Raw genomic sequence first — 17339 nt, 5'->3', positions numbered from 1 at the left:
GCTCCATCCCGCGCCTGTATATTTTTGTGAATCTATTCTTCGTCGGGGACCGACGACCTTCGATTCTTTCCAGGTTTAGCGAGTACGACGAATGATTTATCATTCTGCTCCATCCCGCGCCTGTAAATTCTTAAAAAGGACTTCCTTTTCAAGAGGCCGCTATAATAATGGATTAAAATTTTATTGCAAGGGATTTAATGCTTAAAACAATTCAAGTGCGCAAAAATCCCACAACCTTAAACTTAAGCCGTTATTTATTCTATCGTTCGATGATGTGGGCTGATCAACTTTTGCCATTGCCAATCGGGGTGCCCCATAACAATAAAGTCTGGGTTTTCGGTAGTTTCTCGTCGATTGTAGGTCAGCGGGTTAAACTCAGCATCGGTAATACAGCCCCCGGCTTCTTCGACGATGATTTGTGACGCACCAGTATCCCACTCTCCCGTTGGCCCTACTCGTAAAAAACAATCCGCCTTACCTTCTGCGATAATGCAGGCTTTTAATGAACATGAACCAAGTGCCACTGTGTCGAACTGACTATTTAAGTACTGGCTTACCGCTTCAAGCTTTTGTCTGCGGCTTACAGCCAATGTCAGCGTTTCTCTTGGCGAGACGAAGATACGCTTACTTTCGCCTGAGTCACTACGTTTAAACGCGCCTTCGTCTTTGCTGGCGTAATATGTCAGTCCTTGAGATGGCCAATAAATGACGCCTAACACAGGATGATTATTTTCGATGAGCGCAATATTGACGGCAAAGTCACCACTTTCAAGAATAAACTCCCCAGTGCCATCCATAGGGTCGAGTAACCAGTAGCGCTGCCAGTCTTGTCGCTCACTCAATGGTGGAATTGGTGTTTCCTCAGACATTACCGGAATGTCAGGTGCTATTTCAGCAAGACCCGCCATTAAGATCTCATTAGATGCCAGATCTGCGGCAGTAACAGGAGTGTGGTCAGACTTTTCTTTTTTACCAATATCATCAGCTTGATAAATTGCCATAATGGCTTCACCGGCACGTTTTGCCAGTGCGATGCAAGGCTCTAAATAGGACTGCAATTTACGCCTCCAGATTCAAATGTGCTTTTAATAACAGTAGTGCAGCGACACTTCTTGCTTCGGTAAAGTCCTCTTGGTGCAACAGGTCATATAATTTATCTAACGGCCACTTCACTACTACCAGTGGCTCTGGCTCATCACCTTCAAGCTGTTCACGGTAAAGTTCACTAGCGACCAAAATATGCATTTTGGCATTAAAGTAACTCGGTGCCAGTGACACTACTTTGAGTTCAGAGAAAGCATTTGCACCAAAACCCACTTCTTCTTTTAGCTCTCGGTTGCCCGCTTCCACCGGGGTTTCGCCTGGGTCAATTAGCCCTTTGGGAAAGCCGAGTTGATAGTCATGTGTTCCTGCACAGTACTCTCTCACTAATAATAGCTCATTATCAGCAGTTATGGGCACGATCATTACTGCGCCACGGCCACCGCCACGGACTCTTTCGTATTCTCGCTGTTCGCCATTCGAAAAAGATAACGAAAGTGCTTCTACCGTGAACAATTTGCTTTTAGCCACGACGTCGCAAGCTAAAATTTCTGGTGGTGTGGGATGCTTTTTATGTGACATAGATCATTATTTGCTATCATGGCGAATAACCTAATCATAAAGCCTTTGAAGTTAAATGCCTATGCTAAATTGGTCAAATATCGATACCGTTTTGTTAGATATGGATGGCACATTACTCGACCTCCATTTTGATAATCACTTTTTTCTCGACGTCGTGCCTAAGGCACACGCAAAACGTCAAGGCTTAACCCTTGAGGCTGCAAGGGCCGACATCCTCGCGCGTTATGACGCGGTAATGGGCCAGTTAGAATGGTATTGCCTAGATTATTGGCAGGAGCAACTACAGCTCCCTATTATGGAGCTTAAACGTGAAGTACAACACTTGATCTCCATTCGTGAGGATGTACCAGCGTTTTTAGAGGCCTTAAGAGAGAGCGGAAAACAGCTTATCTTGTTGACCAACGCTCACCCAAACAGTCTAAGTTTGAAAATTGAGCGTACCCAATTCGATAAGTATCTCGACAAATTGGTTTCAACCCATGAATATGGCGTAAGTAAGGAAAGTCAAATGTTGTGGCAACAGGTAGAGCGTGATTTGGGCTTTGATAAGTCCCGCACTTTATTTGTGGACGATAGCATTAGCGTGTTAAATGCTGCGCAAGAGTTTGGTATTGGCCATTTGCTTGCTGTTGCGAATCCTGATAGTCGGCAACCAGAGCGAGAGATCACTGAATACCTCTCAGTCTCCGATTACCGTACCTTGCTACCTATTATAGATTAAGCTGGGTAGCGAGCTTTTAAGCCGTCGTACACGTGTGTTTTGAAGTCTGGGTGCGCTGTATCAAGGCTTTTCACCACTTCGACTAAGTGTTCGTTATCTTCTTGGCCATTCCATACCTTGATGTAAGAACCATCCTTATAGCCATGGTCTTGGCGGAAAAAGTTAAGCGTGTTTTTACCGACATATCCACGGTATAGGTCATCAATAGACATCCCGATTTGCTGCATACACCCCGCAAACGCATGGGCATCAAACTCGCGTTTGGTCACAGCCGCACTTGCAAGCAATTCAAGGGTTTCCTTGAAGTCCTCTGCGGTAGTTGGCTTTGCCAATTCAGCTTCTAACTGAGTCGCTAATTGCTCAAATGATGTTTCGCCATCGATACGTAAAGACAAGCCAAAATGAAAAATATCCACTAGCTCTAAAATCACTTGTTCAGTATCTGGCGTTTGCTTTTTCCACCATTTCCAACCATAGTGATCTAGCATTTCTGCACACTCAACCCAAATTGCGCGGTACCATTCAAACCCTTGTTCAAACCATTGTTGGTGTACTTTGGTATTCATGGCATGTTGCATTTCTAGCATAACCACAAGCTTAGTGATGTTTGCAGACATTGTGCTCTCTCTTCATGGAAATCAATTACGAGCGATATCATACCGAAGTGAAAGATTTTCGCCAGCGCTTAGGTCTTCTGAGTCGATATCAACTTGAAACCCTAGGAACTTTTTATGCGCCATTTTATTTTATCGCTTGCTTTGGCTTGCTCAGCCTTTGTCAGCGCAGCTGAAATCACTAATATCGCCGCAGCACCTGAGCAAGTAAGCCCACTCCTTCCTGGCATTGATGCCCCTATATTACAACTCAAAGATAAGTCAGGTAACACTGTCGACCTCGCGACACGCTATAAAGAAAATATCACCGTACTGGTGGTTTATCGTGGTGGCTGGTGTCCATACTGTTCAAGACAGCTCGCGGGGATCCAAGAAATTGAACCACAGCTTGTTAAAATGGGGGCACAAATTATTGCTATCGCACCAGACTCACCTGAGGCGCTGGCAAAAAGTACAATTGAATCCCCTCACTACCAACTGTTGTCTGATAACGAAATGCGTATGAGCCAAGCGTTAGGTCTCGCCTATTTCCTAGATGATAAAACAGCCCTTGCTTATCGCAACAAGTTGGGCGTGAATTTCGTTGATTTTGCGGGGAACGATAAAGTTGCCTTGCCGGTGCCGGCGGTATTTGTAGTCGATAAGAAAGGCTTGATCCAATTTCAATATGCCAACCCAAATTACAAAGTGAGATTGGATGAAAGCGTGCTACTAGCTGCGGTAAAAGCAGCTAGTCAACTATAGGAAAAGCACATAAAAAATGGAGTCCGAAGACTCCATTTGTTTAGCGGTTTTCTAACCGGTTATAGTCAAATAAACCATATTCAACGCCACGTGTTTGCTTGGCAATATCGTGAATTAAATCACTATAACGCCAAAACTCTGGGTGAGTCCTGCGGATCCCATATTGCGCTCGTAGCGCTCGGTAATCAGACTCACTATTCATTTGACTAAATGATGAGACGAAGTCCTCTTGTGCTGCCTCGCTTTCTAAATACCAAATTGCCTCTGGGTAATCTCCGATAAAGCCTGGCACAATCGTCGCCGTGTCTTCTGTATACGCTCTTTGCCCTTCTTCATTTAACAAACTGGAGATGTTGTAGTGGGCATTATGGTGTAATAGCGAGAACGCTTGATGTGAACCGTCACTTTGCTTAGTAATAATAAACGAGACCTGAGGAAGCAAATTAATCGCCCTAACAGACATGCTATTGAGTGCCTGCAGTGGTTTGCCGACGGCTTGATAGTCATAATCCCTATTTAGAACGGGCTTAAGCACAGCATGTAGTTTGTCATATAGCTCTTGCTTTGGATCGTCCGTTTCGTATTTTATCCCCGTTGGCGCACCGATTAGTGATTTGCGATTAATAAACTCACTTAAACTCAAGTGTGACTTACGATACCAATAACGTTTAATTTCCTGACGATGGCTAAGAGGCAGTAGATTTAAAAAGTTTTGCTCACCTTCAAGCCTCAAGAAGTCCATATATAAGCGTGTGATCAACTGATGACCAATGTTGCCATACACGTCAAAACCCGCCACCAGCAAGTAGTGAATGCGCTCGAACAAAGCATAGTCTAATACCCAAGCTGTTTTGGGAGGCTGGCCAATAAAACCTTTAACCACCGTTGCGCTATCAAAATGGCGGAAGATAGTTAATGCTGCATTCGGGTTTTCTCCCTCACCACGCCAAATCAAGTCCATATTGAGACGTTGCCCATCGGCAAACATCTTATCTGCAAGCTCAGTTTTAGCACGTAAGTAATCCTGTTGCTTTGTGGCGTATTTAGCCCAGCTGGAAAGCGGTAACGCATTACTTTGCTCAGCCGCAGGTAGCACCAAATCTTCATCATGTTTAAGCAGCAGCTGGTTCACCGCTTCATTGCTATTTTTTTCAGGATCAACAAACGCCACCCAGAAATGATCATTAATGACATTAAGCGCTATTTGGCCTCGGCATACAGGGCCTTTGATAAAGCCTTTTACAATTAACTCGGCCTCATCCAGCATAAATTGATAACGAGAATTAACCGGAATATCTTTGAATACCTTAAATGGGTTTGCTGCAAGCTCTGGCTCATAACCGGGCAGTTCATCCACGTGATAATCCGCTGCATAAAATTGCTGATGTAACCGAGATAGCTTGGCGTCGTTCAATGCCAGTGGCATGTGAGTTTTTGACAAAATAGTACTGCGCACTTGCATCAATCGATAATACACCCTATCGATCTTAGGATCGTCAAACGGACGCACCGAACTCACCAACGCAATAGGCTGGCCTGGCGGCGTGCTTGAGCGTACCAATTGGAAAAACGCAGGGTCATCCAAGTGAGGGAAGTGGATATGGGCTAAATACCAATGCTCAAAAATATAACGCGCAGCAAGACGGTGTTTATTGGAGTCCTGATTAAAAAATTGTTCCCACTTTTTCACTTCTTTTTGTGCTGCAACACTTGGCTTTGCAATCTGGCTCATTTTACCGCCACTTTGCAGCCAGGCTTCCAAGGTTTTGAATTCATCATGCGTGAGCGCTGGTAAGCCGTAGGGCATACCCGCATGAGGCTGCCGTTTCGCAAGGCTAGAAAACTCATCCATGGTTGGGCAAGACTGCGTTCTATCTAAAGAGAAATCAAACTCTTTACCCAAGATACCTTGCTCAGGAAAACGATGAGACATTTTTAACAGCAAGCTATTATAAAGCACACTTCCAGCTAGGTTGCTGTATTCAGATTGGTTGCGCTCATTCAGCACTGGGGTAAAACCACGCTCGCGCCACTGTGTCGTGGTTTGAGCATCGAATAACAGCCGGGTTGGTGTTTGTGCTAACAACCGCGTGCCGTCATACACTAACTCCTTTGACAACCCCCTATCTATTCCTTCTGGAGATGACAATTTGAGCTGGCAGGGTGCGTCATAACAACCATGGCAAACCACACAACGCGACTCCAAAATGGGCTTCACGCTTTGTAAGTAACGTGCACCGCCTTGGTGATATTGTTCGATTCGTGCTTGGGGTTGTTCCGGTCCAAACATATCATCATATTTAGACACGCCCAAAGCCACACAGCCAGAAAGCACGGCGACAACCACCGCACAAAACAGTGCACGTTTAGACATTTACTCGCCCTCGTCGTCATCCAGCCCAAGATCAAAAGTCGGCATCATTTCTACTGGAGGCGAAACAAACAATGCATCGCTACTAGTACTCAGGACAGCACTGAGAATAGGCCCTCGATTAATAAGCAATTGCAACTGATGTTCCGCCCCTATCAACTCAGTCACTGTCGTACTAATGTTGTTGAGCGCATAGTCATCAATATGCAAGCTAATATTCTCATCTTCTTTTGGGTTTTGGCACAAATGAGCAAGGAGGTTCTCACTCAACATCACTGATACTTCAGCATCTGGAGAGTCGATATCACGATTCTCGATGTTGTCGTCTAACAAAAAAAGCGGCAGTGATAATGGGGTATCTTGTTGTAATTCCATCGAAGGTTACCATCTGAGTATTTGCTTTATATTAGCACAGTTAGATGGCTGATGGCTTAAAAGGGGGGCGACGATGCGCCCACCTTAATTACCAAGGAAGCGTGTCACCATTGGAGTGCCAAAAACCACCACTGTTTTCGATAGTTAGGTGTTCAATTCTTTTAATTAAACGTTCCGCCGCAACATCTGGACTAATATCACCTGCAAATCCCACCATCTGCGTTTGCACAAAGCCAGGATGGAATAGTCCAACAGCGATATCTTGGTTTTTCAGCTCGTGAGCCATACTCACACTCGCCGCGTTTAATGCTGCTTTCGACATTCTATAGCCAATGTAACCACCAGAACCATTATCTGCTATCGAACCCATACGACTTGTGATCATGGCAACTTTACTACCTGCTTTGAGGTTATCGAGCAGTGCATGAGTGACTCGAATTGGTCCTAACGCATTAACGTTAAATTGGTGGTCGATATTTTCAAAATCCATTTCCGCTAGCGTTTCATTGTGAAATACCCCAGCGTTATTAATAAGAATGTCTATTTTCTCCGACCCCAATGCCGCCAATAGCTTTTTCGCGCCATTTTCCGTTGCAACATCTATATCTTCAATGATATCCACGCCTAGAGATTCTAGTTCTGCTGATGCTTTGCGCACAACCGCCGTTACTTTGCAGCCTAGAGATAAGTATTGTTTACAAAACTCTAATCCGATCCCACGGTTAGCACCGGTCACCAAAACATGTAGTGTCATATCCTTCTCCTCACAATTTATACGCTCAAACTATTACAATTGGTATGAGTTTACTAAACTCAAGGTCAATCCTGACTGAATTCATTTTTCTGATGTACTTTTTCACTTTCTGACAACTTTGCTACAGTTATAACTCTGACAACCGTAAGGATATGTTGTGAAACTCGCACTTGGCACCCTCTTGCTTTTCTTTATCTACAAGGCGGCGTTCGCCTACCAAATCAATGTCAGTGAGCTGGTCGCTTATCAGCTTGGCCAACAGCAAATCGCACAACTCATGCAAAAGATATACGCACCTTTGGATATTACCCCCACACTTGTCGTGTTACCCAGTGAGCGCGGATTAGAATATGTAGATCAAGGGTTTTATGATGCGGAAGCAGGACGCACTAGCGCTATTGCAAATGCCTACCCTAACTTATTACAAATACCCGAACCACTTGCAACCGTGCAAATGGCGGTGTTTTGTCTCAAGAAGGAGCATTGTACTTTGTCGACCCGGCAAGACTATGCGGTAATAAAAGGTAGTTTAATAACGGAGCAAGCTTGTCAGCGTAAAAAATTGACCTGTAATGCCGTCTCTAACGACGTTTCAGCCTTTCAAGCGCTTAAAAAAGGTCATGTTGAGCAAATTTTAGCTGATGACTTATTTGCGCTTGGTGCGCTATGTCAGTCAGGACTCGCCACAGTTTATGTGCGTAGGCTACGAGATGCGAGTTATCCTATTTATCACTATATCAATCGTAAACACCAAGACCTACTGCCGAAATTAACAGCGTCTATCAAGCAACTAAATAGTAGTGGCGAGCGCGATACTATTCTAAACCGGCTCTCTGACCACTTTGCCACTTGCCATGGCAAAGTGGTTGAATTAGAAATACATTAAGTTGAAATATCATCCATGGCAGATTCTATGATAGAGAATACCGCACCTTGAGGATCCGTTATCACGCTAAAGCGACCAACCTCTGGTATATCTGTCGGCGGTACACAAATTTCTCCGCCAAGCTTTTGGGCATATTCAGCTTTACTATCGCAGTCCAATACCGCAATATAAATCATCCAGTGCGGGGGAATGTCTTCACCCCATTCAGCCGTCATTTCTAACATGCCAGCGACGGGTTGCTCATTTACTTTGAACAAAGTGTAGTCCATATTTCCCATGTCTTTGACTTCGATTTGCCAACCAAATAATGCAGAATAAAAGTCACGACTTTTGACGCTGTTTTTACTCACTAATTCAAACCAATAAGGAGTATTCGCTTCAAGATGACGTTGCGTGCCAATATGACCACCCTCTTGCCATAATGCAAAAACCGCTCCACCTGGCTCCTTTAACATTACCATCCGCCCTGCTCCTGGGACGTCGTGAGGGCCTGCAAGCACTTCCGCACCGAGTTCGTTGGCTTTGTTTAGACATTCATCGACATTGTCTACCGCCACATAAGCAAGCCAGTGACTGAGCATGCCTCCTTGTTGTTGCTCAGCGGTCATCTGATACATAGCAGCGACATCATCGACTTCTTTTTGCAACATGGTGTAATAACAATCTTCACCAATGGGTTGGTCAAGAATTTGCCAATCAAATAGTTGGCTATAGAAGGGCTTTGCTGACTGCCAGTCGCTTGAACACAATTCAATCCAACAAAAATAACCTAGTCTAAATTCACTAATTATTGCCATGATAAGCACCAAACTCATTCAAGTGTATTGAATATAGCAGCAGTAGCCTAAAGTCGCCTGAGACATTTACACAAATTTACAAGTGGAGGAGTTTTATTGTTGTGGAACTAAAAATTAACCTATAGAATCTCGTTCCGCCTTTGAAGACTAGGCGAAATAAAAACAACTATAGGATATAAAATGTTTAAAACTACTCTAGCTGCAGCAATCGTCGTTGGCGCAATGACTGCTCCTCTAGCTGCACACGCTTCTGATTCTGTAAACCCTTGGCAAGAATGTGGTATTGGTGCAATCATCTTCCCAGATAATGGTACTGCTGCTGCAATTTCAAATATCATTTGGGACCTTGGTACAACTGCTGTTTCTACAAAGATTTCATCTGTAGAATCTTGTGCTGGTCGTGAAGTAAAAACTGCAATGTTTATTCAGCAAACATTCCCTACGCTTGAGCAAGAAATTGCAGAAGGTCAAGGTGAATACGTATCTGCGATGCTAGCAGTACGTGGCTGTGACGCAGCAGCAACAGCTGACATAGTAACCGCTATCAGAAATGACTACGCAGCGCAGCCTGCGAATAACGCTGAAGCACTATACAACATCGTAGAAACTCGCGTTTCGACTAGCTACTCAGCTCAGTGTAACGCAAGCTAAATAGCATAGGTGAGCACATCTAGTAGCGCTGTGCTCACTTTTTTGATGAAGACCGTTCTTAAATATTCAGCTTACAGCTTACTGGTTTATAGTACAGCCACATTAAGCTTTGATACCAACGAGCTGGCCCAAAACACAACGTGGCAAAAACTTCTCCACCTAAAGAAAGATGGCCACAGTTTAATAAAATCAGCTTCTTTTTTTCTATCTGATCACACCCAATTTTCACCAACTAACGAACTTAATGCAACTATTGCAGCTTTTCAACGTGAGCCTAGTTCACAGTGCCAATTTCCGGCTCGAGCCAAGTGGCTAAGATCTCAAGGCGTTCCGTTGCCAAAAGCGCCTGCTTGCGTGGCATTTGATGAATGGAAAAATGAAGGTGACTGGGATTCTATCAGCTTAGTGTTTGCCTCTGGGTACATGAGCAACCCAGCCTCGCTGTATGGGCATATGTTACTTAAAATCGGCTCTGAATCAGCTCACAATATCCTGTTAGACCGGAGTGTCAATTATGGCGCAATCGTTCCAGAGGACGAAAATGGGTTAGTTTATATAACTAAAGGATTATTTGGCGGCTATCAGGCTGGCTTTTCAGATCAGCGCTTTTTTCATCATCACCACAACTACAGTGCAGACGAGCTGCGTGACCTTTGGGAGTACAAATTAAATTTAACATCGGATGAAGTCGAATTTATTACAAAACACCTTTGGGAATTACTAAACGCTCAATTTGATTATTACTTTGCTGACGAAAATTGCGCATTTCATATCGCACAACTTATTGAACTTGTGCTTGATAAGCCATTAACGGCTGACCTACCGCCTTGGGTGATCCCAGTCACTATTTTTGATAGATTGAATCAAGCTAAGCACCACGATAATTCTTTAGTGTCAGCGATTCATTATATTCCTTCAACAAGCAGTGAGTTCTACAACCTATATGAAAAATTAAGTCCTGAGCTCAGATCGTTGGCAATCCATCTTTATCACCATCAAAAAGACTTCAATAATGAGAAGTATCAACAACTTCCAACAGAGAAAAAAGTAATATTACTTGAAGTATTGATGAGCTTTATACAGCTACAACTTACTTTAGAAAGAAACGAGAAGCGTAACAGCGAGTTTAAACGTGTATTGTTAAAAGAACGAATAAAGCTTCCAGCAGGCATCAGTAAGGCGAAATCTCACTTGGCTGTTACACCAAGTGACAAAGCACCACATTTGGCAACAAAACCGTCGAAAGTAAGCCTAGCCATTCAGTCACAGCCCGATTCCGAATATACCGCGAGGTTTGGCTTTAGATTGACGTATTTTGATTCGCTTTCTCCAGACACTGCTAGGGTTAAATTTTCAAACTTAGAAATGTTGGATGTAGAACTTGCGTTAGTTGATAACGACATTGATATTTACAAGTTTGATGTGCTGGATTTAGAGTCCTTTAATCCAAGCTATGCAAAAGGGTTTGATACTCAAAACTGGGCTTGGCGCCTACGCTTAGGCTATGAAAAGCAGCAGGCTTATTGTAATGATTGCGCTTTTGTTGGATTAAATACTGCTGCAGGCTACGCCCATCTGTTAAATGCTAACAGCATCACATTTGCTCTCGCAACAATAGAAACTTTTTCTATAAATAGTAATTACTATCTCAGCCCGGGTATTGAAGTTGGCTTACTTTCAAGGCTAAATAATTCTTTTGCATTGAGAACCTCTATCGCGAAAAATACTCATCACGCAGCACATATCAAACTTGAGCTCGCAAACCAGCTTTCACCTCAATCCGATGTAAGATTTGGTTGGGACTATGCAGAAACATCCCGGCTTTCATTACAATTCAATTATTATTGGGATTGATGGCTCACTTCGGCTGCCCATACTTAGGTGAGCGCACGCCATAAAGCAAACCATTACTTGAGTCCGCTGATAACAATCTCTGTGACGCTTTTTGTGAAACTTCAAATCCTTTATCTGAAGTGCTTTCAATCACCTGGTTTAGTACCGCGCCAATCAACGCTCCAGCCAGACTGCTATCATGGTCATCTCTGTCTTCGCTACTCGACGCTTTTGACTTACCACGCCAAATTACTTGGCCAGTTTTTAAATCAACTAACCTTGCCGATAGCGCAACGGTAGTGTCACTATCTAATACAATGTATGACGTACCATAATCTTGAATCTCAATGTATAAAGCAGCATCCGCAGCAAAGATTTCATAGAGCTTGTCTATCGCAACATTATGAACATCATGAGCCACAGTTAAGCCGTTATTTTTAAAAGTCTCATTGACCAAAGATACTGGAAAAACATAATAGCCAGAGTCTGCAAGTGGCTTCACCACTGTCGCCATGACTCCAAAAGGGGCTACAACTTCATTGGAATTATTAATAGGCGGTAACACCAATATCGACTTAGGATCGCTTTGAATAAAAGCGCTGTAATCCTGTTTAGGTGAAGTCGCACAGCCATTCAATAAGGCAAAAGTCAAAAGCACCAAGCTCGCTTTAATCCATTTCATGTTATTCTCCCTGTGCATTTTTTAGTAAAAAGTCGATATATTGCCTGGACTCAGGATACAGTTGTTTTTCCTGTTCAAAATACGCAAACCCTTTGCCGTTATCCCCTTGCATCAAGTATAAGTAGCCGAGATGCGCATACATGCCTGGTGCTGGACTGATCTGCTTTACTTCTGCGCGCGCTATGCTTGACTCTAATTGATTGACCTGCTCCTCAAGGGACTGTCCGTCACCTCGAAAGAACTCATAAAGGTTACGTTCGTAAGAACCGTAATAGTATTGGGGTGTCGTACTCTGACACCCAGACAATATCAATAGTAACGTCGCCACAAATATCGTTTGCTTCATAATTTACCTGAGGTTTAGATTAGCTGTGGGATTGTCTATAAAGGCTTCCAATCGCCTTTCTCGATGCCGCCAACCAAGTTGTTAACCGCCTCACGAATGGCTAAATCCAGTACCTTACCGTTTAGCGTTGAGTCATACCCCGCAGTGCCACCAAAACCAACCACTTCGCGGTTAGATAAACTGTATTCTCCAGCACCTTGCACTGAGTAAACAACTTCTGAACTGGTCACATCAACGATGTTCAGATTTACCTTAGCGTAAGCAATTTGCGATTTTCCTTTACCTAGAATACCGAATAGCTGTTTATCACCTACCTCTTTTCGACCAAACTCGGAAACATCTCCCGTGATCACAAAATTAGCGCCTTTAATACTTTGTTTTGTACCAGTAAACCCAGCTTCTTGGGCGATCTCAGTCATGTTTTCTCTATCTAAAACAATAAAGCGATTACTCTGCTGTAAGTGTGTGGTCAGAATAGTTTTTGCCTGAGAGCCTAAGCGGTCCGGTCCGGAACTAAACACACCATTATGAAAAGCTGAACGGTTTTGCAATTTACCAACCGCTAACTGACTTTTTGGTCCATTGTAAGCCTGGTTATATGAGGCCACTTTTGGTGCTTCTACCGTTCTTGATGCTTCCGTTGCGCAACCCGCGGTCAATCCGACAAACGTCAATGCAATTACTGTGGCGAGCGGTTTATTCATTATCATTCTCCTAGAGTCTAATGCGCCAATCTGTGACGCGACGATTCGTTTTGTTAATAATAATGTAGATAAATTTAGCTGACTTTAGTGTTAATTTTTGTTTGGGGGAAAATGCAATTACGCTACATCTAGATAGAATTTTAAAGATAGTGCAAAATCAAACCGAATACAGCACCGGAAAAAGTAGTGCAGACGACTTTAGGAACGGCCATCAAAAAACAGGAAAACCCTATGCAAACAATGATTTATAATTTTATAAGTTTATACTTTGCTTAGTGCTGTACAAAGCACCAAGCAAGATTACTGTTAAAAAGCATCATACACTTTCCAACAAATTAGCGTTGACGCATCACACCTTCTTGAATAGTTGACGCAACTAACTCACCTTGGCGGTTGAAGAACTGGCCTCGTACTAGGCCACGACCATTAGACGCGCTTGGACTATCAACACTATATAAAATCCACTCATCCATTCTAAACGGACGATGAAACCACATCGCATGGTCTATTGTCGCAACTTGCATATTCGGCTGCATAAACGACAAACCATGTGGTTGTAGTGCTGTTGGTAAAAATTCAAAATCAGAGGCATAAGCCAGCAAATAGTTGTGGATCCTTCTATCATTCGGCATGTCACCATTGGCTTTAAACCAAACATTTCTCACCGGGTCCTGTTTTTTGGGTTTAAATGGATTTTGAAAGTTTACAGGGCGCATATCCAGCGGCATTTCTTGCGTAAATTTCGCTCGAAGTGATTCAGGAATGAGGTCCGCATGTTCTTGATAAAAGTGGAGTGATGACTTTAACGTTTCAGGCTCTGGTACATCCGGCATCAAAGATTGGTGAGAAACGCCGGGCTCATCCCCTTGGAAAGAGGCAGTCATGTAAAATATCGGCTTACCGTATTGAATAGCACTGATCCTACGCGTGCTAAAACTTCGACCATCACGAATATTTTCAACATCGTAGACGATGGGCTTACTCGCATCACCAGGACGCAAAAAGTAAGAGTGCAGCGAGTTAACAAAGCGCCCTTCTGGTAAGGTGTATTTTGCCGCAGACAACGCCTGCCCCATCACCTGACCTCCAAACACTTGAGGAAAGCCAAGGTCTTGGCTTTGACCTCGATATATCCCTTGTTCAATTTCTTCAAGGCTGAGTAAATCCAACAGATTTTGTAACACTTGACTCATGTTGCACTCCGAACGTCTAGTAGAACTGGCGATAGTCGTTATAATGAGATAATACTTTTACCAAATCCAATTAAGACACGGACTGGTAGCAAACCAAGTATATTGCTCAAATGAGTATAATACATCATAACTCAAACTATTGGACTAACCCATATGGCTTATTGGCTGTTTAAAACAGAACCCGATGCATTTTCCATTGATGACTTAAAAAACGCGCCTGAGCAGCAAACATTTTGGGAAGGAATTCGTAATTATCAGGCTAGAAATTTCCTGCGCGACGAGGTTAAGGTGGGTGATTCAGTATTTATTTATCACTCAAGCTGTAAAGTACCTGCGGTTGTCGGCATTGCCAAAGTAGTGAAAGCAGCAGAGCCAGATCCACACCAATTTGACTTAAACAGTGATTATTATGATGCCAAATCAAGCACCGATAACCCTCGCTGGGTAGGCGTCACGCTAGCATACGAGAAACACCTACGCCCGGTGACCCTGCAAGCGATAAAAGCCAACGCTGCGCTCACCGAGCTGGCTCTAAAAAAAGGGGGACGATTATCCATCATGCCCATCATCGAACCTGAGTGGCAGGTTATTTTAGAGATGTCGGGGCAAAGCTAACGTTTTGCTTTGCCTTTTTGTCGCCCGTGTTTAGGCACAATGCTGATATATAGCAGCAAAGCGACCCAAGAAAATAGCAGCGTTCCTATCAACCAGCCGTTTTTCTCATGCCCTTTGCTGCGCTTGCTTCCTGCAACTAAAGCGACAGGAAGTAAGTAAGCGCACACAACAGCAATCATCAAGAAGAGTTCTTCGAACATAGTGATGACCAGTCAACCTCTGATGCAAGCACCCGTTGCGGTGCAATATAGTGCAAAATATCTCCCCCTGTGATGTTGTAATCCAGAGGTGGGTTTAGATCCATATTTAGCGCATTTATATCGTGCGCAACACCGAGCAGCGTCGCATCATGATGCTGTTTAAAATAACCAAAAATATCACCAAAGGTTAAACAGCTTACCTCTGCAGGTAAGGCTAAGCTAAATTGCGTATCGCCGTGTAGCGTCGACAGCAATTCCTCTTGCACTCGGCTTGAGCCTGGGTCTTGCATGGCTCGCACTAAGATTTCCGCAGACATAGATGCTGAGCATTCAACATTTTTACAATGCTCTCTTAAAAGCAGTGCTTTGCTATCGTCCAAGAAGTGCGCGCTAATATGTGCTTCGGGTTTTACTACCCGGCTAAGCTTTAGCGCGGTGGTAAATGTCTGGTTATCATCATCGCCATCAATGATGATTTTGTCAGCCCGCTCGATGTTAATCCGACTTAGCTGTTCGTCATCAGTAAAGCTGGTTAAACGCGCAAATGCGACTTCCGGATAACTCAACAGCGGATGCTCCATGGCCTCGGTGACGGCTAATACGATTTTTCTATCTTCGCGTTTATTGTCACCTAAAATGTAATCCACCATTTTTTTTGTTCTGACATCATGCCAACCAAAAATTACAATGTGGTTTTGCAAATGTGCAAAGTCTTTTTCCCCTGTCATGCCTCTTCTCACCCAATACGTCACAAATTGTCCAGCTTTTCCCAATAACACACCAAATAGCGCAAGGCCAAATGGGATCTGTATTATGGCAACGACTAAACGGCCAAAATCCGTTGTTGCACTAAAGTCTCCGTAGCCAACTGTTGAAGTCGTCACCACGTAGTAATAAAAGAACGTGCTCAGTGGTAATAACGCCGATTCATTGCTGAGCCATAATAACCCCCACGTCACCGACATATGAATGAGCGTTGCCATAAATAACAGTTGCCAGCTTGCCTTATCCACATGGGCTCGCATCAAAACAACTAAACGCTTAAAAATTATAGGCATATTGCTTCCCTATCAAATACATACTGCTACCTTACTGCAGATTTTAGCCAAAAAACAATACGACATATCGACTTCTTTGATATAGTCTTAGAAAAGGTTACAAGAAGTAATGAGGGGTTAACATGGCTGGCGTATTGGCCTCAGTAAATCAGCGTACACAACTGGTGGGTGAAAACCGCCTAGAGTTGCTATTGTTTCATCTTCATAGCCGCCACTTTTTTGCGCTCAACGTATTTAAAGTAAAAGAAGTTGTTAAGCTCCCTCATCTTAACAAAATGCCCAACGCACACCCTAAAGTGTGTGGCGTAACCAACATCCGTGGCGAGTCTATTCCGGTTATCGATTTACGACAAGCGATATGCATGCCGCCATGTGACCGGGACAAAGACTGTAACTTAGTGATCACAGAGTACAACCGCTCAGTACAGGCCTTCTTAGTTGGTAAAGTTGACCAAATCGTCAATACTACATGGTCCGATATTATGCCAACTCCTAAGTCTGTTGGCCGCAACCATTATCTCACCGCACTGACTAAAATAAAGCGTGACGGCGCTGAACACATCGTTGAAATCATCGATGTAGAAAAGGTACTTGCCGAAATCGTTGAATACAAAGTTGAGATCCCGCAAGACATTCTAGATAAAGATATCATCAATGAGTTTCATGGTCGTAAAATTTTACATGCCGATGATTCACCGACCGCTCGTCGTCAAGTTGCCGATACCTTGGCACAATTAGGCATAGAAATCATCCCAGCAACTGACGGCCAAGAGGCGCTCAATGTGTTAAAGCACTGGGCCGACGAAGGTATCGACGTACAAAAAGAATTACTTGCAGTGATCACCGATGCCGAAATGCCCGTCATGGATGGTTATCGACTGACCTACGAAATTCGCAACGATAGTCGCCTGAAAGACCTTTATGTCATTCTCAATACCTCACTCAGTGGCAGCTTTAACAATGCCATGGTCGAAAAAGTGGGTTGTAATGCGTTTCTATCAAAATTCCAACCCGATTTATTGGTAACAGAGGTACAAAATCGGTTGAAGGACGTTTTGCAAAAATAAATATAAACACTGTATAAAAAACCAGTTTATGTTTCTTTATAAATCATAACGTTACCTTTACTCGGTTAGGTTTGCTTTGCGATATGCTGGGATTTACGGCAGCGA

The 17339-nt window shown here is 43.5% G+C and carries 20 protein-coding genes; 7 read left to right on the top strand and 13 right to left on the bottom strand.

The features are described 5' to 3' along the window. Window positions 1-254: 254 nt before the first annotated feature. Complete coding sequence (gene cysQ / locus CWC03_RS03290; RefSeq protein ID WP_138580560.1) at window positions 255-1058, bottom strand: 3'(2'),5'-bisphosphate nucleotidase CysQ; 804 nt, start codon at window positions 1056-1058, stop codon at window positions 255-257. Between the two features lies 1 nt (window position 1059). Continuing rightward, window positions 1060-1623, bottom strand: coding sequence for an ADP compounds hydrolase NudE (gene nudE, locus CWC03_RS03285; RefSeq protein WP_138580559.1), 564 nt, complete (start codon window positions 1621-1623; stop codon window positions 1060-1062). Window positions 1624-1684: 61 nt separating this feature from the next. On the opposite strand from nudE, the gene yrfG reads away from it, so the two are divergent. Further along, complete coding sequence (gene yrfG, locus CWC03_RS03280) at window positions 1685-2344, top strand: GMP/IMP nucleotidase (protein ID WP_171040197.1); 660 nt, start codon at window positions 1685-1687, stop codon at window positions 2342-2344. Here yrfG and CWC03_RS03275 read toward each other — a convergent pair. Further along, entirely contained in the window at window positions 2341-2961 is a 621-nt protein-coding gene (locus tag CWC03_RS03275; RefSeq protein ID WP_017219351.1) for a dUTP diphosphatase, read from the bottom strand. The genes yrfG and CWC03_RS03275 overlap by 4 nt on opposite strands. Before the next feature lie 114 nt (window positions 2962-3075). Between CWC03_RS03275 and CWC03_RS03270 the strand changes: the two genes are divergently transcribed. Next, window positions 3076-3702, top strand: a complete 627-nt coding sequence (locus tag CWC03_RS03270; RefSeq protein ID WP_138580557.1) for a peroxiredoxin-like family protein — start codon at window positions 3076-3078, stop codon at window positions 3700-3702. Window positions 3703-3742: 40 nt separating this feature from the next. Here CWC03_RS03270 and CWC03_RS03265 read toward each other — a convergent pair whose 3' ends face one another. From CWC03_RS03265 to CWC03_RS03255, 3 genes are all read right to left on the bottom strand, one after another. Next, window positions 3743-6076: a fatty acid cis/trans isomerase gene (locus CWC03_RS03265; protein ID WP_138580556.1), complete on the bottom strand. Its 2334-nt coding sequence runs from the start codon at window positions 6074-6076 to the stop codon at window positions 3743-3745. Then, a complete protein-coding gene (locus CWC03_RS03260) occupies window positions 6077-6448 on the bottom strand; it encodes a hypothetical protein (protein WP_010374501.1) in 372 nt (123 codons plus the stop codon). Window positions 6449-6536: 88 nt separating this feature from the next. Further along, window positions 6537-7202 (bottom strand): SDR family oxidoreductase, encoded by a 666-nt coding sequence (locus tag CWC03_RS03255; RefSeq protein WP_138580555.1) that lies wholly within the window; start codon window positions 7200-7202, stop codon window positions 6537-6539. Between the two features lie 157 nt (window positions 7203-7359). Here CWC03_RS03255 and CWC03_RS03250 point away from each other — a divergent pair, with 157 nt between their 5' ends. Then, window positions 7360-8088, top strand: a complete 729-nt coding sequence (locus CWC03_RS03250) for a transporter substrate-binding domain-containing protein (protein WP_138580554.1) — start codon at window positions 7360-7362, stop codon at window positions 8086-8088. Here the strand turns inward: CWC03_RS03250 and CWC03_RS03245 are convergent. Then, on the bottom strand, window positions 8085-8885 hold the full coding sequence (locus CWC03_RS03245; RefSeq protein ID WP_138580553.1) for a VOC family protein: 801 nt from the start codon (window positions 8883-8885) through the stop codon (window positions 8085-8087). The genes CWC03_RS03250 and CWC03_RS03245 overlap by 4 nt on opposite strands. 180 nt (window positions 8886-9065) lie before the next feature. On the opposite strand from CWC03_RS03245, the gene CWC03_RS03240 reads away from it, so the two are divergent. After that, on the top strand, window positions 9066-9536 hold the full coding sequence (locus CWC03_RS03240) for a DUF3015 family protein (protein ID WP_138580552.1): 471 nt from the start codon (window positions 9066-9068) through the stop codon (window positions 9534-9536). A 9-nt stretch (window positions 9537-9545) separates the two neighbouring features. Continuing rightward, window positions 9546-11390 (top strand): Lnb N-terminal periplasmic domain-containing protein, encoded by a 1845-nt coding sequence (locus tag CWC03_RS03235; RefSeq protein ID WP_249313934.1) that lies wholly within the window; start codon window positions 9546-9548, stop codon window positions 11388-11390. Window positions 11391-11394: 4 nt separating this feature from the next. On the opposite strand, the gene CWC03_RS03230 is transcribed toward CWC03_RS03235, so the two are convergent. The 4 genes from CWC03_RS03230 to tesB form a co-directional block, all read right to left on the bottom strand. After that, on the bottom strand, window positions 11395-12051 hold the full coding sequence (locus tag CWC03_RS03230; protein WP_138580551.1) for a DUF799 domain-containing protein: 657 nt from the start codon (window positions 12049-12051) through the stop codon (window positions 11395-11397). Between the two features lies 1 nt (window position 12052). After that, the gene (locus tag CWC03_RS03225) at window positions 12053-12397 is read right to left on the bottom strand and encodes a DUF4810 domain-containing protein (protein ID WP_138580550.1); all 345 of its coding nucleotides are present in this window, start codon (window positions 12395-12397) and stop codon (window positions 12053-12055) included. A gap of 35 nt (window positions 12398-12432) precedes the next feature. Continuing rightward, the gene (locus CWC03_RS03220; protein WP_138580549.1) at window positions 12433-13101 is read right to left on the bottom strand and encodes a CsgG/HfaB family protein; all 669 of its coding nucleotides are present in this window, start codon (window positions 13099-13101) and stop codon (window positions 12433-12435) included. Window positions 13102-13436: 335 nt separating this feature from the next. Further along, window positions 13437-14294 (bottom strand): acyl-CoA thioesterase II, encoded by an 858-nt coding sequence (gene tesB / locus CWC03_RS03215; protein ID WP_138580548.1) that lies wholly within the window; start codon window positions 14292-14294, stop codon window positions 13437-13439. A 153-nt stretch (window positions 14295-14447) separates the two neighbouring features. On the opposite strand from tesB, the gene CWC03_RS03210 reads away from it, so the two are divergent. Next, window positions 14448-14909, top strand: coding sequence for an EVE domain-containing protein (locus tag CWC03_RS03210; protein WP_138580547.1), 462 nt, complete (start codon window positions 14448-14450; stop codon window positions 14907-14909). On the opposite strand, the gene CWC03_RS03205 is transcribed toward CWC03_RS03210, so the two are convergent. Together CWC03_RS03205 and CWC03_RS03200 are read right to left on the bottom strand one after the other, a co-directional pair. Then, window positions 14906-15088 carry a hypothetical protein gene (locus CWC03_RS03205; RefSeq protein ID WP_010374482.1) on the bottom strand — a complete coding sequence of 61 codons (183 nt, stop codon included), beginning with the start codon at window positions 15086-15088 and terminating at the stop codon, window positions 14906-14908. The two genes, CWC03_RS03210 and CWC03_RS03205, sit on opposite strands and share 4 nt — an antisense overlap. Continuing rightward, window positions 15088-16167, bottom strand: a complete 1080-nt coding sequence (locus CWC03_RS03200; protein ID WP_017219340.1) for a potassium channel family protein — start codon at window positions 16165-16167, stop codon at window positions 15088-15090. The genes CWC03_RS03205 and CWC03_RS03200 overlap by 1 nt, the downstream gene beginning before the upstream one ends. 122 nt (window positions 16168-16289) lie before the next feature. Between CWC03_RS03200 and CWC03_RS03195 the strand changes: the two genes are divergently transcribed. Next, the gene (locus tag CWC03_RS03195) at window positions 16290-17234 is read left to right on the top strand and encodes a chemotaxis protein CheV (RefSeq protein WP_138580546.1); all 945 of its coding nucleotides are present in this window, start codon (window positions 16290-16292) and stop codon (window positions 17232-17234) included. Window positions 17235-17339: the final 105 nt, after the last annotated feature.

Origin of the sequence: Pseudoalteromonas sp. S2755, assembly GCF_005886535.1 — a bacterium.
Lineage (GTDB): Bacteria > Pseudomonadota > Gammaproteobacteria > Enterobacterales > Alteromonadaceae > Pseudoalteromonas.
Note: the sequence above shows the minus strand (reverse complement) of the source record. Positions and strands in the feature narration are given on the sequence as shown.

Bases quoted from the DNA above. Each gene is read 5' to 3' on its own strand.
- nudE (WP_138580559.1), bottom strand. From the start codon at position 1,623: ATGTCACATAAAAAGCATCCCACACCACCAGAAATTTTAGCTTGCGAC.
- yrfG (WP_171040197.1), top strand. From the start codon at position 1,685: ATGCTAAATTGGTCAAATATCGATACCGTTTTGTTAGATATGGATGGC.
- CWC03_RS03275 (WP_017219351.1), bottom strand. From the start codon at position 2,961: ATGTCTGCAAACATCACTAAGCTTGTGGTTATGCTAGAAATGCAACAT.
- CWC03_RS03270 (WP_138580557.1), top strand. From the start codon at position 3,076: ATGCGCCATTTTATTTTATCGCTTGCTTTGGCTTGCTCAGCCTTTGTC.
- CWC03_RS03265 (WP_138580556.1), bottom strand. From the start codon at position 6,076: ATGTCTAAACGTGCACTGTTTTGTGCGGTGGTTGTCGCCGTGCTTTCT.
- CWC03_RS03260 (WP_010374501.1), bottom strand. From the start codon at position 6,448: ATGGAATTACAACAAGATACCCCATTATCACTGCCGCTTTTTTTGTTA.
- CWC03_RS03255 (WP_138580555.1), bottom strand. From the start codon at position 7,202: ATGACACTACATGTTTTGGTGACCGGTGCTAACCGTGGGATCGGATTA.
- CWC03_RS03245 (WP_138580553.1), bottom strand. From the start codon at position 8,885: ATGGCAATAATTAGTGAATTTAGACTAGGTTATTTTTGTTGGATTGAA.
- CWC03_RS03240 (WP_138580552.1), top strand. From the start codon at position 9,066: ATGTTTAAAACTACTCTAGCTGCAGCAATCGTCGTTGGCGCAATGACT.
- CWC03_RS03230 (WP_138580551.1), bottom strand. From the start codon at position 12,051: ATGAAATGGATTAAAGCGAGCTTGGTGCTTTTGACTTTTGCCTTATTG.
- CWC03_RS03225 (WP_138580550.1), bottom strand. From the start codon at position 12,397: ATGAAGCAAACGATATTTGTGGCGACGTTACTATTGATATTGTCTGGG.
- CWC03_RS03220 (WP_138580549.1), bottom strand. From the start codon at position 13,101: ATGAATAAACCGCTCGCCACAGTAATTGCATTGACGTTTGTCGGATTG.
- tesB (WP_138580548.1), bottom strand. From the start codon at position 14,294: ATGAGTCAAGTGTTACAAAATCTGTTGGATTTACTCAGCCTTGAAGAA.
- CWC03_RS03210 (WP_138580547.1), top strand. From the start codon at position 14,448: ATGGCTTATTGGCTGTTTAAAACAGAACCCGATGCATTTTCCATTGAT.
- CWC03_RS03205 (WP_010374482.1), bottom strand. From the start codon at position 15,088: ATGATTGCTGTTGTGTGCGCTTACTTACTTCCTGTCGCTTTAGTTGCA.
- CWC03_RS03200 (WP_017219340.1), bottom strand. From the start codon at position 16,167: ATGCCTATAATTTTTAAGCGTTTAGTTGTTTTGATGCGAGCCCATGTG.
- CWC03_RS03195 (WP_138580546.1), top strand. From the start codon at position 16,290: ATGGCTGGCGTATTGGCCTCAGTAAATCAGCGTACACAACTGGTGGGT.